General features: G+C 33.5%; 15 protein-coding genes. 14 read left to right on the top strand and 1 reads right to left on the bottom strand.

Annotation, left to right across the window (positions count from 1 at the left end; all coding sequences use genetic code 11):
- Positions 1-56: 56 nt before the first annotated feature.
- From yidC to ACP7AQ_RS12840, 6 genes are all read left to right on the top strand, one after another.
- Positions 57-1,961 carry a membrane protein insertase YidC gene (yidC, locus tag ACP7AQ_RS12865; RefSeq protein ID WP_426095740.1) on the top strand — a complete coding sequence of 635 codons (1,905 nt, stop codon included), beginning with the start codon at positions 57-59 and terminating at the stop codon, positions 1,959-1,961.
- An 87-nt stretch (positions 1,962-2,048) separates the two neighbouring features.
- Positions 2,049-2,762, top strand: coding sequence for a toxin-antitoxin system YwqK family antitoxin (locus ACP7AQ_RS12860; RefSeq protein WP_426095739.1), 714 nt, complete (start codon positions 2,049-2,051; stop codon positions 2,760-2,762).
- A gap of 72 nt (positions 2,763-2,834) precedes the next feature.
- Positions 2,835-4,022, top strand: coding sequence for a tRNA 2-thiouridine(34) synthase MnmA (gene mnmA, locus ACP7AQ_RS12855; RefSeq protein ID WP_426095738.1), 1,188 nt, complete (start codon positions 2,835-2,837; stop codon positions 4,020-4,022).
- A gap of 135 nt (positions 4,023-4,157) precedes the next feature.
- On the top strand, positions 4,158-5,771 hold the full coding sequence (locus ACP7AQ_RS12850) for a S8 family serine peptidase (RefSeq protein WP_426095737.1): 1,614 nt from the start codon (positions 4,158-4,160) through the stop codon (positions 5,769-5,771).
- A gap of 15 nt (positions 5,772-5,786) precedes the next feature.
- Positions 5,787-6,731 (top strand): NAD(P)H-dependent flavin oxidoreductase, encoded by a 945-nt coding sequence (locus tag ACP7AQ_RS12845; protein WP_426095736.1) that lies wholly within the window; start codon positions 5,787-5,789, stop codon positions 6,729-6,731.
- A 3-nt stretch (positions 6,732-6,734) separates the two neighbouring features.
- On the top strand, positions 6,735-7,145 hold the full coding sequence (locus tag ACP7AQ_RS12840; protein ID WP_426095735.1) for a hypothetical protein: 411 nt from the start codon (positions 6,735-6,737) through the stop codon (positions 7,143-7,145).
- A 35-nt stretch (positions 7,146-7,180) separates the two neighbouring features.
- Here the strand turns inward: ACP7AQ_RS12840 and ACP7AQ_RS12835 are convergent, their stop codons facing one another.
- Entirely contained in the window at positions 7,181-7,621 is a 441-nt protein-coding gene (locus ACP7AQ_RS12835) for a DUF4268 domain-containing protein (RefSeq protein ID WP_426095734.1), read from the bottom strand.
- A gap of 95 nt (positions 7,622-7,716) precedes the next feature.
- Between ACP7AQ_RS12835 and ACP7AQ_RS12830 the strand changes: the two genes are divergently transcribed.
- The 8 genes from ACP7AQ_RS12830 to ACP7AQ_RS12795 all read left to right on the top strand — a co-directional run bounded on the left by ACP7AQ_RS12830 (position 7,717) and on the right by ACP7AQ_RS12795 (position 16,113).
- Entirely contained in the window at positions 7,717-8,367 is a 651-nt protein-coding gene (locus ACP7AQ_RS12830) for an NUDIX hydrolase (RefSeq protein ID WP_426095733.1), read from the top strand.
- Positions 8,368-8,453: 86 nt separating this feature from the next.
- On the top strand, positions 8,454-9,263 hold the full coding sequence (locus ACP7AQ_RS12825; protein ID WP_091205722.1) for a lysophospholipid acyltransferase family protein: 810 nt from the start codon (positions 8,454-8,456) through the stop codon (positions 9,261-9,263).
- 1,143 nt (positions 9,264-10,406) lie between these two features.
- On the top strand, positions 10,407-11,276 hold the full coding sequence (locus ACP7AQ_RS12820) for an ABC transporter permease (RefSeq protein ID WP_426095732.1): 870 nt from the start codon (positions 10,407-10,409) through the stop codon (positions 11,274-11,276).
- Between the two features lie 42 nt (positions 11,277-11,318).
- The gene (locus ACP7AQ_RS12815) at positions 11,319-12,080 is read left to right on the top strand and encodes an FkbM family methyltransferase (RefSeq protein ID WP_426095731.1); all 762 of its coding nucleotides are present in this window, start codon (positions 11,319-11,321) and stop codon (positions 12,078-12,080) included.
- Positions 12,081-12,161: 81 nt separating this feature from the next.
- The gene (locus ACP7AQ_RS12810) at positions 12,162-13,070 is read left to right on the top strand and encodes an alpha-1,2-fucosyltransferase (protein ID WP_426095730.1); all 909 of its coding nucleotides are present in this window, start codon (positions 12,162-12,164) and stop codon (positions 13,068-13,070) included.
- Positions 13,055-14,110 carry a glycosyltransferase family 2 protein gene (locus ACP7AQ_RS12805; protein ID WP_426095729.1) on the top strand — a complete coding sequence of 352 codons (1,056 nt, stop codon included), beginning with the start codon at positions 13,055-13,057 and terminating at the stop codon, positions 14,108-14,110. The genes ACP7AQ_RS12810 and ACP7AQ_RS12805 overlap by 16 nt, the downstream gene beginning before the upstream one ends.
- A gap of 77 nt (positions 14,111-14,187) precedes the next feature.
- Positions 14,188-15,459 (top strand): ABC transporter ATP-binding protein, encoded by a 1,272-nt coding sequence (locus ACP7AQ_RS12800; protein WP_426095728.1) that lies wholly within the window; start codon positions 14,188-14,190, stop codon positions 15,457-15,459.
- Between the two features lie 21 nt (positions 15,460-15,480).
- Positions 15,481-16,113 (top strand): acyltransferase, encoded by a 633-nt coding sequence (locus tag ACP7AQ_RS12795; RefSeq protein ID WP_426095727.1) that lies wholly within the window; start codon positions 15,481-15,483, stop codon positions 16,111-16,113.
- Positions 16,114-16,119: the final 6 nt, after the last annotated feature.

The raw sequence follows: 16,119 nt of genomic DNA, 5'->3' as shown, positions 1-16,119 counted from the left end.
TTTGAAACAATTCATTAAACTTCATACTAATAGATTAAACTTTTTTAAATATAATAATGGAACAAAAAAAATTTGACCTCAATTCGATTATCGGTTTTGCATTAATTTTTGGTATTTTGGTTTTTATCATGTACCAAAATCAACCCGACCCGAAAGTCGTTGCAGCTGAAAAAGCACAAAAAGAGTTGTTGATTAGAGAAGCAAAAACCAAGGAGTTAGAGGCGAAAACTGTAGCCAAAGCTACTGTCGCGGTTGCGGCAACTGGAGATTCCACACAATTGGCACAATTGCAAAAAACGTTGGGGAATTTTGCGTATTCAGCAACACTTCCTTCCGCGAAAGCGGGTGTAACTACTATCGAAAACGATTTGGTGAAACTGACAATTGCCAATAAAGGAGGCTATATTGTGGAAGCTACTTTGAAACAATTTGAAAAGTTCAAGAAAGGTTCCGGACAATTAGTTCAATTGATAAAAGACAATAATGCCAATTTAAACGTGCAATTGCTAACGAGCGATAACCGTACTTTAAATTCTAAAGATTTGTATTTTGAACCTACTTTAACAAAAATAGGAGCAGACCAAGTATTGTCGATGAAATTGAAAGCGGGAGCCAATGAATTCTTGGAATACAAATACATTTTGAAGCCAAACGATTATATGATTGGTTTTGATATCCGTTCCCAAGGGTTGAATAAGTTATTAAATACGGCAAAACCATTGGATTTAGAATGGAATTTGAAAACGTACAGAAATGAGAAAAGTGTTTCTTATGAAAATCGTTATACTGAAATCTATTTTGAACATGAAGATGGGAAAATTGATTACGCCGGTTTAGGTCAAACAGAAGAATCTGATTTGCAAAAAGCAACTTTTATTGCTTTTAAACAACATTTTTTCTCTACAATTCTTTTATCAAAGACACCTTTGGAAGCTGCTAAAGTGAAGTCTGATAACTTAGTTAAAGATGATAAAATTGATACTACTTTTACAAAACAATTCAAAGCTAATATCCCATTGGCTTTTACAAATGGGGAATTAGATCACAAAATGAGTTGGTATTTTGGTCCAACAGATTATAAAACATTAAAAGCATACGATCTAAATCTTGAAAAAATTATATCGTTAGGTTGGGGGATTTTCGGATGGATCAATAAGTTTATTTTTATTCCATTATTCGGGTTTTTAAGTTCTTACATTGCTTATGGAATTGCGATTATTGTTTTTACAATAATTATAAAAATAGCGATGTCGCCAATTACCTTTAAATCGTTCCTGTCACAGGCCAAGATGAAAGTATTGCGTCCTGAAATCACAGAATTGGGAGAAAAATTCAAAAAAGACCCAATGAAAAAGCAACAGGAAACAATGAAGTTGTACAATAAAGCGGGCGTGAATCCGATGGCAGGTTGTATTCCGGCTTTGATTCAATTGCCATTTATGTATGCATCGTTTCAGTTTTTCCCTTCGGCTTTTGAGTTGAGACAAAAAAGCTTCCTCTGGGCAGATGATTTATCTTCTTTTGACGAAGTTATAAGATTACCTTTTTACATTCCCTTTTATGGAAATCACATTAGTTTGTTTCCTGTACTTGCCTCGATCGCTATTTTCTTCTATATGAAAATGACTTCTGGTGACCAACAAATGGCTGCTCCGCAACAAGAAGGGATGCCGGATATGGCTAAGATGATGAAAATCATGATTTATGTTTCGCCAATAATGATGTTGTTTTTCTTTAATAGTTATGGTGCTGGATTAAGTTTGTATAACTTCATTTCAAACCTAATTACTATTGGAATTATGATTGTCATCAAAAGATACTTTATCGATAGTGATAAAATTCATACTCAAATTCAAGAGAACAAATTGAAAGAGCCGAAGAAACAAGGTAAATTCCAGAAAAAATTGCAAGAAGTTATGGAACAAGCCGAAGCTCAAAAAGCACAGCAGAAGAAAAAATAATGCATAAAAAAGCTCTCGAATATTGAGAGCTTTTTTTATTTACATATAATTTAAGTGACCTGAATTCGTTACTATAAAAAAGTAATTATGAAAACATTTTATAAAAAAGGAATATTGGTTTTGATGTTTTTGAATGTGTTTTGTCTTTATGCACAAACCGATTTTAATAAATCAGATGCAAAAGGGAAAAAGCACGGAGTGTGGAAAGGGTTTTATGAAGAATCAAAAAGACCCAGATACGAAGGAACTTTTGAGCATGGAAAAGAAGTAGGGATTTTTAATTTTTATGATGATACCAAAGCCAAGTCTGTTATTGCCACGAGAGAATTTAATCCGAAAAATAACGCGACGTACACTATTTTTTATGACCAGAAAAGCAATAAAGTAAGTGAAGGAAAAGTAGTCAATAAATTATTTGAAGGACAATGGAAATATTACCATCAAGCCTCGAAAAATATAATGACAACTGAGAACTACATCAAAGGAAAGCTAGAGGGATTGCGTACCGTTTTTTATATCAGCGGCAAAATCGCAGAAGAAATTAATTATAAAAATAACCTGAAAAATGGTTTTTATAAAAAATACACAGAGAAAGGAATTCTATTGGAAGAGTCTTCTTTTGAGGGTGATTTGTACAGCGGTTTAGCCATTTTTAGAGATTCTTATGGAAGTACGGTTTCGAAGGGACAATTTGTAAATGGAAAAAAATCAGGTATTTGGCAGTTTTTTGAAAAAGGAAAATTAGTCAAAGAAATGAATATGAGCTTTCTGGAAAATGCAACAAAATCCAAAAATAATTAACGGTATCCTTAACAGATACTGTTGCAAATCTTTTGTAACTTTGCAGCCTTGTAAAATTATAATTTTTTGTAGATGAAACGTGTTGTTGTAGGACTTTCCGGAGGTGTAGATTCAAGTGTTGCTGCTTACTTATTGCAAGAACAGGGGTATGAAGTTATTGGCCTTTTTATGAAGAATTGGCACGATGATTCGGTTACCATTTCAAATGAATGTCCATGGCTGGAAGACAGTAACGATGCTTTATTAGTTGCTGAAAAATTAGGAATTCCATTTCAAACGGTAGATTTAAGCGAAGAATATCAAGAAAAAATCGTGGACTACATGTTCAGCGAATATGAAAAAGGACGCACTCCAAACCCGGATGTGCTTTGCAACCGTGAGATAAAATTTGATGTTTTCATGAAAATCGCTTTGAGTCTTGGTGCTGATTATGTTGCAACTGGACATTATTGCCGAAAAAGTGAAATTGAAGTGAATGGTGAAACGGTTTATCAACTGAAGTCCGGTACCGATACCAATAAAGATCAATCCTATTTCTTGTGTCAATTATCCCAAGAACAATTATCAAAATCATTATTTCCAATTGGCGAATTAACAAAACCGGAAGTCCGTAAAATTGCCGCTCAAATGGAGTTGATCACTGCCGAGAAAAAAGATTCACAAGGTTTATGTTTTATTGGAAAAGTACGTTTGCCTGAATTTTTACAACAAAAATTACAACCCAAAGACGGAATTATTATCCAAATTGATAAAAACGATGCTGTATACAGTTCTACATTACAAGAAGAGATAAGTCTGGAGGAAAAGTTGAAAGCAGCAGCGAAGAAAATTTCGTACACACCGGAAATGGGAAAAGTTGTGGGAAAACACCAAGGTGCCCATTATTTTACTACCGGACAACGAAAAGGATTAAATGTAGGAGGTACAACGGACCCTTTGTTTATTATCGCTACAAATGTCGAAACCAATACTATTTACACTGGATTAACCAGTCAACATCCTGGATTATTTAAGAAAGCTTTGCGTATTGAAAAAGAGGAAGTGCATTGGATTCGGGAAGATTTGGTTTTAGGCAATGGAGAAAAGATGGAAGTAATGGCAAGAATTCGTTACAGACAGCCATTACAGACGGCCACTTTGCATCAGTATGAGAACGAAATGTATCTTTACTTTGACGAACCGCAGTCCGCAATTACCGAAGGGCAATTTGCAGCTTGGTATTTAGGGGATGAATTAGTTGGTTCGGGAGTAATTTCTTAGTTTAGTACTTTGTTTACTAAAATTATAAGAAAAGCGTTTGCTTTAAATACAAATTAAGAATGTTAAAACAGCTGTAAGCGTGATTCAATCCCATTGGTAATTAGAATCTTTATAGCTTAACCAATAAAGTTACCCATGAGAAAATTCTATTTATTCCTTTTTTTAATCATCAGTACAACCGGTTTTTCACAGCAGGATGCGTGGGTGTATTTCAATGCGAAACCCAATTCTCAATTCTATTCCGATTCACCATTGAAAATGCTTTCTCAAAGGGCATTGGACAGAAGGACCAATCAAAATATTGCCTTAGATTTTAAAGATATTCCGGTAGAGCAAACTTATATTAATCAAATAAAAGCAAGTCCGGGAATTATGGTATTGGCAAAATCCAAATGGATGAACGCTATTCATGTGCGAGGACAGCACGCGGCTGTAAATTCTTTATCGCTGTTGTCTTTTGTCAATAAAGTTGATTTTGCTGACAAATCGATGAATCAAACGGGTAAAATAGTAAAATCTGTTACAGAAAAAAAAGCAGATAAGACTAAGAAAACTAAAATTGATTATGCTTATGGATCGTCTTCAAATCAAATCCAAATGCTTAATGGGCATGTTTTGCACCAGCGTAATTACACAGGTTCCGGTAAAATAATTGCCGTAATGGATGCCGGTTTTCCGGGCGTTAATACGACACAGCCGTTTCAAAGATTAAGAGATAATAAACAAATTTTGGGCGGTTACAATTACGTGTTGAGAAACCCAGAATTTTATACTGGAGTGTCACACGGAACATCTGTGCTTTCTTCAATGGGAGGATATAAAGAAAACTCGTTAGTGGGAACGGCTCCCGACGCCTCTTATTATTTGTTCATCACGGAAGACGACACTTCTGAAAATCCTGTGGAAGAATCCCTTTGGGTTGAAGCTGCAGAAAAAGCGGATAGTTTAGGTGTCGATATTATAAACACGTCTTTGGGTTATTTCGATTTTGATAATCAGGCTTACAATCATACGTATAATGAAATGAATGGCACCACTGCATTTATGTCCCGCGGAGCTGAAATTGCATTCAGCAGAGGAATGATTTTGGTTACTTCTGCAGGTAATTCAGGAAGTTCTTCAAATCCTCATATTGCCGTTCCAGCTGATGCCGTTTCAGTAATTGCCGTAGGTGCCGTAAATTCATCTGAAACAAAAACTTCTTTTAGTTCAATAGGTCCATCTTTTGACGGAAGAATAAAACCGGAAGTAATGGCGCAAGGGCAAGCAGCAGTAGTTTCTGATGCCGCAGGCAATATTGTAACGGCAAATGGGACTTCTTTTTCTGGCCCAATTATGGCAGGAATGGTTGCTTGTTTGTGGCAGGCATTTCCTGAAAAAACCAATCGGGAAATTAGAGATATAATTCTGCAATCATCTGATAGATTTTCATTGCCAAATAATCAATACGGATATGGAATTCCTGATTTTAATTTGGCGGTAAACAATCCGTTAGATGTAAATCCTTTTTCGAAAGATGATTTTATCATTTATCCCAATCCTGCAAGTGATTTTGTTACGGTTTCTTTACCTTCAAAATTTGAACAGGGAACTGTTGTTTTGTACACTGTGCTGGGACAGAAAATGTTAGAACAAAAAGTTACTCCTCAATCTTCGATTATTTCATTGAAAACACTGGAAAAAGGAATGTACTTTTATAAAATGGAATCCGTTGGTTTAATCAAAACGGGAAAAATTTTGAAACAATAATATTATTACGTTTACATGAATACAATCACAGCACTTTTTAAAATAAAATATCCAATCATTCAAGGCGGAATGATTTGGAACAGCGGGTATAAATTAGCAAGTGCTGTCAGTAATGCAGGAGGTTTAGGATTAATAGGAGCTGGCTCCATGTATCCTGAAGTATTGCGTGAACACATTCAAAAATGTAAACAAGCGACTTCAAAACCATTTGGAGTGAATGTTCCCATGTTGTATCCCAATATTGAAGAAATCATGAAGATTATTGTTGAAGAAGGCGTAAAAATCGTTTTCACTTCGGCAGGAAACCCTAAAACGTGGACCTCATATCTAAAAGAAAATGGCATTACTGTTGTACATGTGGTCAGTAGTTCTGTATTTGCGTTAAAAGCACAAGACGCAGGCGTTGATGCTGTAGTTGCTGAAGGTTTTGAAGCCGGAGGACATAATGGAAGAGAGGAAACCACCACGCTTACGCTGATTCCCATAGTGAAAGAGAAAATAAAAATTCCATTGATTGCTGCGGGAGGTATTGCTACTGGACGCGGAATGTTGGCCGTAATGGTTCTTGGTGCAGATGGTGTTCAGGTTGGAAGCCGATTTGTTGCTTCATTAGAATCATCGGCTCATGATAATTTCAAGGAAACCGTAATCAATGTGAAGGAAGGGGATACGCAATTGACTTTGAAAGAACTTGCACCTGTTCGGTTGATTAAAAATAAATTTTATCAAGATGTGCAGGATTTATATCAAACCAGTCCAACAAAAGAGGAAATAGTTGCTTTACTAGGAAGAGCAAGAGCAAAACGAGGTATGTTTGAAGGTGATTTAATTGAAGGAGAACTAGAAATAGGACAAGTAGCAGGAATAATCCATGTCATAAAGCCAGCGGGAGAAATTGTTGAGGAAATGATAACCGATTTTGAATTGGCGAAAAAAGAATTGCTAAATATCAATTTTTAAACTATGGCTAAGATAAAAATATACAGCATACTGCTGTTTTTGATACTAGGATTGCACAGTTCTTATGGCCAAAGCTACAAGTTTAAAACATCGGGATTTAGTGTTTTAGAAAAAAATGAAAAAGGAAAATGGGGCAAATGGTCTGATTTAAATCTGGTGAACGTGCTGGTAACATTGGATACTAATAAAAGCAGAATAGTAGTTTATTCTCAAATTATTCAGCTTTTTGAAATCATCGAGTATCAAACCACGGAGGAAAATGATACTGATATCGTGTATTCATTTACGTGCAAAGACAATGAAGGTATTGATTGTACGGTTTCTATAATCACCAGAAAAAAACAAGAAAACAGGAAACAGCTGTATATCAATTATGACAACCGAATTATTGTTTATAATATTTTCAATATGTAAATAAGGACGTTTTATCCTTTTTGGGTTTTGTTCATTTAAAGTATTTCAATATCCTTGATGAAATCATCATACTCTGAATAAAACACTTCCAAAGCAGTCATTTTTTCATTATAAAAATCAAAAATTTCGTTCCAGTATTTTTGGTTGCTAACGCCGACATTTAATTTTTCAATCCAAATGCGGCTTATTGTTTTACCGCTTTCTAGGGTGTATTCTTTTTCAAAAATCAAATCTTTGATAAATTCCTCTTCGAGAATGTTTTTTAAAGCTTCGAGTTTTTCAAAATAAGCAATTCTTTTTTCATCGCTTCGATGTTCTATGTCTATTAAAACTTGCGCTTTTTTATTGTCTACGTAAAATTTAAAAGAGAAATCTTTAATTTTAGTATCATACAACAACCATTTTCGTGGATATTTTTCTGCAAATGCAATCCAGAATTCGCGCTTCAATTTTTGGGTTTCTACTTTGCTGTACATAATTGTTGCGACTTTAGAGACTAGAAAATTTGTGCAACTCTATTTTCTAAACTATATTTATATTTAATTATAATGTGCAAAAATAGACTTTGATTATGGATTTTCAAGAATTTTTACAATTTGTTCCCAAATTAATTGATGCCAAGCTTCCAGCTTTTGAGGCGCACATCAAAATGGCACCTTTAGAACGGTTGGAAAGTTTGAAAAAAATAGATTTTGGAGATAACAATCCAAGAATAGCAGCTGTATTGATGCTTTTTTATCCTAAAAATGATATCACGCACTTGGTATTGATTGTACGTAATTCGTATGAAGGCGTTCATTCGGCACAAATTGCTTTTCCAGGAGGAAAATATGAACACGATGATGATGATTTCGCCTACACTGCCCTTCGTGAAACCCATGAGGAAGTGGGGATTCATCCGGATAAAATTGAAATTCTTAAACCTTTTACAGAATTATATATTCCACCAAGTAATTTTATGGTGCACCCTTTTTTGGGTATCAGTAAAGAAGAGCTTGTATTTGTACCGGAACCCTCTGAAGTTGCGGAGATAATAGAATTGCCGTTATCTATTTTTCTGAGTGATGCTATTGTAATTGATACTAATTTGTCTACTTCCTACGCGGACAACATCAGTATTCCGGCTTTCAAAATTGAAAACCATATCGTATGGGGCGCAACAGCGATGATGTTAAGCGAACTGAAAGAAGTCTTGAAAGAAGTCTTTACCACTTCAATTTGATGCTAAGTTAAGGTGTCAAAATTGTAAATAACATCAAATATTAATTTCGTAAGTTTGCTGATTCAACATTAAAAACACATAATTTTATGGGATTGTTTAAGAGAAATCCTTTTGGTCACATACTATTTATAAAGAAATGGTTAATTCGAATTTTCGGTGCCATCACCCATAGAAGATACAGAGGGTTTAATGAACTGCAAATCGAAGGTTCAGAAATTATCAGGAATTTACCGGATACCAATGTGCTTTTTATTTCCAATCACCAAACCTATTTTGCTGATGTCGTTGCAATGTTTCACGTATTTAATGCAAGTTTGAGCGGACGCGATGATACCATCAAGAATGTTTGTTATCTGTGGCAACCTAAAATGAATATCTATTATGTGGCAGCCAAAGAAACCATGCAGGCGGGATTATTGCCAAGAATTATGGCGTATGCAGGAGCGATTTCAGTAGAGCGCACTTGGCGTGCCAAAGGAGTAGATGTACAGGAGAAAAAAGATTTTAATCCGGATGACACTGAAAATATAAAAATAGCATTGAAAGACGGTTGGGTAATTACATTCCCACAAGGAACAACAAAGTCCTTTAAACCCGTTAGGAAAGGAACTGCTCACATCATAAAACAACACAGACCTATTGTTGTACCTATCGTTATAGATGGTTTTCGTCGTTCATTTGATAAAAAAGGATTGCGCATAAAGAAAAAAGGAATTCTGCAATCTTTCATTGTCAAAGAACCATTGAATATTGATTACGATAATGACACCATTGAAGAAATTGTTGAAAAAGTCGAGTATGCTATTGAGCAACATTGCTCGTACCTGAAAGTAATACCCGCTGAAATTATAAAAGAACAAGAAGAACTAAATAAAACCCGCAGGTGGGAGTATTAGATAAAAGTTAATAACTGCTCTTCCAACTCTTGATTCGCATAATTCAATAGGTGTTATTAGTTTTTGATGATAATTTTCGTCAATTCGAGTAATTTTCTCCCGAGCACTCGTAAATAAAATAGGATCTAAAATTAGAAATTTATCATTAAAAACAGTTCCCAATAAATTTTTGTTCTGCTTTGCTTTACAAAATCCCAAAGCTTCGGGCCGAACTGGTATTTTGAATAATTACACCCAGCGGGTTAATAATAATAACTTATTGGGTGTAATCTAAGTTTCCTTTTTTAGTCACGTAGATTTTGAATAGATTTCCAAATAAATTTATATTTTTTTATGCTTTTATTTAAGGGCGATGAGAAAAGTATGAAAATGCACGTTTAGTGATGCTATTATTACTTTGTTTACTGAAGATCATTTTACTTTTGTCTTGATTACTCACAGCTACTAGTTTATTTGAGTTTGTGAATCTATGATTTCAAAAGAAACAAAAAATCAAGCCTCAATATTTTTACACCAAAAAAAATCATCGAACAAATTTTCCTATCGCAACCCCAGCCGCTCGTGTTTCACGCTCGACTCGGTTGTCACTCCCAACGGTCAGCGCTGAAATTCTTACCGTGATTTTTTTGGATGGCAACTATAAGGGCGGTAAGAAGAGTGTAAATTTTCGTTTTGCCGCAGCACTAAACGGAGCCGAAAATCTGGAGCTACTGTTTTGTTAAAGATGTGATCTTAATACTATATAAAAAATATGAGTAAGCCTTCAAGGTTTTAAAGTTGTCGATATATTGATAATTATTACCAATATTAATAGAGGAGTAGTATATTCGCCGAAAACAACTCTTATTAACAAATGGCCTTCGCCCTATCATTGTAAGTTAGAGTCGCGAAGCGTGCCCAAAAGGTTCGTTTTTTTGTAATGGATTTGATTTTGCAAAGCAATTAAATATTTAAATGACACAGAAAACTAAATACGTTACGAAGCTTTTTTATGATAATAGCAAGTGCAAATTATTTATATTTGCTTCATGATGTTACCGTTTTAAAATATACAATAAAAGGTCTCTCAGGGATCGTCTCACAGTAACGCGCGATATTACAACCATGATAAGAAAATACATACCAGGATTTTAGCATAAAAAAATGAACCACAACGAGCATACGAATACCACTTGGTTGTTTGAAATAACACCTAAAAATAAATTCTTTTCGCTGAACCTTAAAGAGGTCTGGCAATATAGAGATTTACTTATGCTTTTTGTAAAGAGAGATGTTGTTACTGTATATAAGCAAACAGTTTTAGGACCGCTTTGGTATTTGATCCAGCCTTTGTTTACGTCCATTACCTTTACTATTATTTTTAATAATTTAGCGGGAATTGATACCGGGACGGTGCCTCCGTTTTTGTTCAATTTAGCCGGAATCACGGTTTGGAATTATTTCACGGCGTGTCTTACCGGAACTTCAAATACCTTTGGTGCTAATGCCGGTATTTTTGGTAAAGTATATTTTCCAAGACTGATTGTGCCTATCTCCATCGTGATTTCTAATTTGATTAAATTTGGAATTCAGTTTCTAATATTTATAGCCTTTTATATTTTCTATTATCTAAAAGGAGCTGTTGTCGGGCTAAATGGTTCCGTTGTATTCTTTCCTTTTTTAATTGTACTTATGGGCGTTTTGGGATTGGGATTGGGAATGTTCATCTCTTCCTTGGTTACAAAATACCGAGATTTTAGTAATTTGATTGGTTTTGGCGTGCAATTGCTGATGTATTTGTCTGCCGTGATGTATCCTATGGCATTAATACAAGAAAAATTACCAACTTATGGCTGGATCGTTCAATACAATCCTTTAGCCTATATAATAGAAACTGCGCGTTACATGTTGTTGAATGTAGGACACATTTCCGTTTGGGGATTGGGTTATACTTTTTTGGTTACCGTAATGGTCTTTTTTGTTGGAGTATTGATTTTTAACAAGACAGAGAAGAGTTTTATAGATACGGTTTAGATTTTTTAGATAAAGCGGATAAACAGCACTAAATTTATAAGTATGACTTTATATAACAGGAATAATTATATTCTTACTGATTCACCTCTTAAAAAAGATCTTTTAAAATTATTTAAAAAGGATGATAAATTAACGATATTAGATATTGGAGGTTGTGAAGGAGAGGAGTCCATTAGATATTCCAGAATTTTTCCTTTTTCTTCAATTTATATATTTGAGCCGTTACCTGAAAATCAGAAGCTTATTGCTGAAAACTTAGAAAAATATAAAGTTGAAAATGTAACAATGATACCTATAGCATTTTCCGATGAAAAAGGGATTTCGCAGTTTCATGTGTCTTCAGGACATCCACAACATGAATCGCATGAATTAGATTGGAATTTTGGTAATAAATCTAGCTCATTGTTATCCCCTGAAAAGGCGAATAATCATTTGTGGTTGCAATTTAGCGAAAAAATAAATGTTGAAACACTGACACTTGATTCATTTTTTATTGAAAATAAAATGGATGAAGTTGATTTTATACACATGGATGTTCAAGGTGCTGAATTAAAAGTTTTAATGGGTGCAAAGCAATGTATAAAAAAAATAAAGGCTATTTGGCTTGAAGTTGCCGATATTGAATTGTATAAAGACCAGCCTCTAAGATTGGATATTGAAATTTTCATGAAAGCTAATGGATTTTATTTAGTCAAAACAGCCATGGAAGGACAAGTTGGAGATCAGTTGTATTTAAATAGAAAATATTTTAGAACTTTTTCATTTTGTAATAAAAGATTTCAACTCTATTTTAAAAAGAAATAAAACAACAAATAATATGTTTTATGTTTTCCTCAGATAGAATTAAATCCGTTACAGATTCTGATTCTTCTGAATCTTTATCTTTTGGGTACCATATATAGCAAGGAAGAAATGATAATAATAAAACTTGAAGGAGGTCTTGGAAATCAAATGTTTCAATATGCATTTGCAAATATTCTTGCTAAAAGAAATGATACAACACTCTTGATAGATGCTAATTTCTTTAAACTTGTTGAAAAAAAACCTGGATTTACCCCAAGAAATTTTGAATTAAACATTTTTGACAATAATTATGTAGAAGCAAGCCAAAGTCAGGTATCTTCTTTCTTTGATTTGACTTTTCTTGACAAAATTAAAAGAAAGTTAGGACTTAATCATCCTAAAATCTATAATGAACCTTTTTTTGGATTTAATCAAACGGCGATGAATACAAAAAAACCAGCTTATTTAAAAGGTTATTTTCAGAGTTACCAGTACTTTAACGGCTACGAAAGTTTAATAAAAAAAGTTTTCTCTTTTCCTTTAGATGGATTAGATTATATAAACAGTGAATTGTTATCTGATATCAAGAGTATGAAAACTATTTCAATTCATGTAAGAAGAGGTGATTATGTTCAAGACAAGTCTACACAACAATTTCATGGAAATTGCAGCTTAGAATATTATTTTGATGCAATATCGTTGTTGGTTTCTAAAAATAAAAATTCTAAATTAATATTCTTCTCTGATGATAGCGAATGGGTAAAAGAACAATTTCAGAATTTACAGTATCAGAAAATATTTATAGATCATAATAAAAATAAAAATTGTTGGAAGGACATGTTTTTGATGAGTTCCTGTAATCATAATGTTATAGCTAATAGCTCTTTTAGTTGGTGGGCGGCTTGGCTGAATGAGAACCCTCATAAAACAGTAATTGCACCTAAGAATTGGTTTGTTGCAACAGAAAAAAACACTAATTATTTAATACCTACTGAATGGATCCGTTTGTAATAAACTTACCTAAAATATCAGTGTTGATGCCAGTGTACAATTGTGAATTGTATGTTTGTGAAGCTATAGATAGTGTATTGGGACAGAGTTTTTCTGATTTCGAATTTTTAATAATTGATGACGCTTCCTCGGATAGTACTGTTTCTTTGATAAAATCGTATAATGATTCGAGAATTCAATTAATAGAAAAACCAATAAATACAGGATATACAAATAGTTTAAATTATGGTTTGAAAATTGCTAAAGGAAAGTACATAGCTCGAATGGATGGTGATGACATCAGTGTGCCGGATCGTTTTTTAAAGCAAATTTCTTTTTTAGAAGCAAATCCTGATATTATATTATGTGGGTCATGGTATAGTATCATAGGTTCAGAGCATATAGAGAAAGTTCCTGAGAAACATGATCAAATAAAATTGGCGTTTTTAAAAGGAAATTGTATCGCACACCCTTCTGTAATGATGAGAAAACAATCACTGGATTTATTTTCGATTGTTTATGATGTAGCTAAAGAACCTGCAGAAGATTTTGACTTATGGGTACGGTTAATGTCAAAAGGGAAGTTGCATAATTTACAAGAGGTTTTACTGGACTATCGCACACACAGCAAACAAGTTTCAAATAGGCAAAGTGTTGAGCAAAGAAATAGAGTTATTGAAATAAGAAATAGCGTATTTAATTTTCTGGAATTAGAATTATTACCAGAGGAACGCTTAGTTTTTGATAAAGTAATCAATAACGGCATAGGAATTAATTTTAATGACATTAGTGTATTTCAAAAAATACAAATGAAATTGTTATTATCTAATCCAAGAGATTTCTTTGAACCCGCAGGTTTTAAAAAGGAAATGTTAGAATTGGAGAAAGTAGTTATTCATTACTATTTTTTAAAAAGAAGAAGTTTTACAGCTAAAATATATTTTGAATATTTAAAAATTAAAAAAGCTCTTCATTTTAAATTCGATAGAAGTACGGAACTTAAAATAGCGGTAAAATCCCTGATTTTTTATAAACCATTAAGATTTAAAATTAGATTTTAAACCGAAATATTCCATAATTTATAATCATTTCATCCGTTTACTATTGCTCGGATCAAAATTTAAAATAATTTCCTAAAGTGAGTAAAGACATTATATTAAAAGCCGAAAACATCTCGAAGCAATACCGTTTGGGTCAAGTTGGTACTGGTACTTTAAGTCATGACCTGAACCGCTGGTGGCATCAGGTGCGAGGCAAAGAAAATCCGTATTTAAAAATAGGTGATACCAATGATCGCAGTACCAAAGGCGAAAGTGATTATGTTTGGGCATTACAAAATATTAATTTTGAAGTAGAACGCGGAGAGGTTTTAGGAATAATTGGGAAGAATGGGGCAGGAAAATCTACCTTATTAAAGATATTATCCAAAGTTACTGCGCCCACAACAGGAAGTATAAAATTTGGTGGGCGTATTGCCTCCCTGCTGGAAGTAGGGACTGGATTTCATGGCGAAATGACAGGAAGGGAAAATATATTCCTGAATGGGGCCATTTTAGGAATGACCAAAAAAGAGATTGCCTCAAAATTAGACGAAATTATTGATTTCTCCGGTTGTGAGCGTTATATAGATACGCCTGTAAAACGGTATTCTTCAGGAATGTATGTGCGATTGGCTTTTGCGGTGGCGGCTTTTCTAGATCCCGAAATTTTGATTATTGATGAAGTATTAGCCGTGGGTGATGCGGAATTCCAGAAGAAAGCCATTGGGAAAATGCAGGATATTTCCAGAATTGGTGGACGAACCGTTTTGTTTGTGAGTCATAATATGGCTGCAATTAAACAATTGTGTACGAAAATTATTATGCTGGAAAATGGTTCAGTAATTTTTGAAGGTAATACCAATGATGGAATAGATTATTATTTGAAGTCCAATCAATACCAAGGTTATATTGGTAATTACGTCAATGAAACTATCGAAGAATCTGGTTTTGTAAATCTTGCTCTTCTAGATAGCAATAATGCTGTTAGAACAGAATATGGCTTTGATGAAACCGTTACCCTAAAGATAAAAGTAAAAGTAGCTGAGCAACATTTAAATGCACATATCGGATTTAGGGTCGTTGATAGAAATGAGAGAGTCATTTTTACTTCAGAAATAAAATTAGCAACGGCGATAAATAATTCAGGATTACATGAATTTGAAGTGAAATTGCCCGTGAAATTTTTAGTACCCAATAAATTTCGGCTTACTTTTGGTATGCATATTCCCAATGTTCAATTGATTGATTATCAAGAAGAATGTTTGTCGTTTGAGATTGTGGAAACTGGTTCGGATTTACATATATATAGCGGAAACGATTATGGTTGTGTTTTTGTGGATTGTGATTGGAATTTAATAAAAAAAACCTGATTTTTAAGCAACCTTACATAAATGACAAATTTTTTACAGAAAATAATTGCTAAATTTCTTAATTCAAAAATGGTTTTTAATAATCCTTATTTAAATATTAGAGATATTAATGTGAAAAATAATAAATGTTTTGAAGAAGCAACTATTGGTGAAAAATCAAAATTTTATGAACAAGCTGAGGTTATTAATCTGCAAAGAAATAAAGGAAATATTAGAATTGGATTAAATACTCATATTAGGGGAACTTTATTGCTTTTTGCTCATGGTGGAAAGATTGATATTGGGGATAATTCTTATATTGGTTTTGGAACCCAAATATGGAGTGCAAATAATATAAAAATTGGGAATGATGTTTTGATATCTCATAATTGTAATATTATTGATACGAACTCTCATGAAGAAAATTATTTAGAAAGGCAAGAATCATATCGAAAGATGCTAAAAAAAGGGCATGCTACTGAAAATGTAAATGTAAAATCTGCCCCAATAATAATTGAAGACCATGTTTGGATAAGTTTTAATGTGTCAGTTTTAAAAGGAGTTACAATAGGAAAAGGAGCAATTGTCGGTGCTGGTAGTTTGGTTCTTAAGAATGTAGAGCCATTTACAATGGTTGCGGGTAATCCAGCAGTTTTCATAAAAAATTTATTATAAAAACTA

Source organism: Flavobacterium sp. DSR2-3-3 (genome assembly GCF_049896585.1).
Taxonomy (GTDB): domain Bacteria; phylum Bacteroidota; class Bacteroidia; order Flavobacteriales; family Flavobacteriaceae; genus Flavobacterium.
The sequence above is the reverse complement of the archived record's forward strand: the minus strand, read 5'-3'. Positions and strand labels throughout refer to the sequence as shown.

Coding starts and splice junctions, on each gene's coding strand:
- yidC (WP_426095740.1), top strand. CDS start 57: ATGGAACAAAAAAAATTTGACCTCAATTCGATTATCGGTTTTGCATTA.
- ACP7AQ_RS12860 (WP_426095739.1), top strand. CDS start 2,049: ATGAAAACATTTTATAAAAAAGGAATATTGGTTTTGATGTTTTTGAAT.
- mnmA (WP_426095738.1), top strand. CDS start 2,835: ATGAAACGTGTTGTTGTAGGACTTTCCGGAGGTGTAGATTCAAGTGTT.
- ACP7AQ_RS12850 (WP_426095737.1), top strand. CDS start 4,158: ATGAGAAAATTCTATTTATTCCTTTTTTTAATCATCAGTACAACCGGT.
- ACP7AQ_RS12845 (WP_426095736.1), top strand. CDS start 5,787: ATGAATACAATCACAGCACTTTTTAAAATAAAATATCCAATCATTCAA.
- ACP7AQ_RS12840 (WP_426095735.1), top strand. CDS start 6,735: ATGGCTAAGATAAAAATATACAGCATACTGCTGTTTTTGATACTAGGA.
- ACP7AQ_RS12835 (WP_426095734.1), bottom strand. CDS start 7,621: ATGTACAGCAAAGTAGAAACCCAAAAATTGAAGCGCGAATTCTGGATT.
- ACP7AQ_RS12830 (WP_426095733.1), top strand. CDS start 7,717: ATGGATTTTCAAGAATTTTTACAATTTGTTCCCAAATTAATTGATGCC.
- ACP7AQ_RS12825 (WP_091205722.1), top strand. CDS start 8,454: ATGGGATTGTTTAAGAGAAATCCTTTTGGTCACATACTATTTATAAAG.
- ACP7AQ_RS12820 (WP_426095732.1), top strand. CDS start 10,407: ATGAACCACAACGAGCATACGAATACCACTTGGTTGTTTGAAATAACA.
- ACP7AQ_RS12815 (WP_426095731.1), top strand. CDS start 11,319: ATGACTTTATATAACAGGAATAATTATATTCTTACTGATTCACCTCTT.
- ACP7AQ_RS12805 (WP_426095729.1), top strand. CDS start 13,055: ATGGATCCGTTTGTAATAAACTTACCTAAAATATCAGTGTTGATGCCA.
- ACP7AQ_RS12795 (WP_426095727.1), top strand. CDS start 15,481: ATGACAAATTTTTTACAGAAAATAATTGCTAAATTTCTTAATTCAAAA.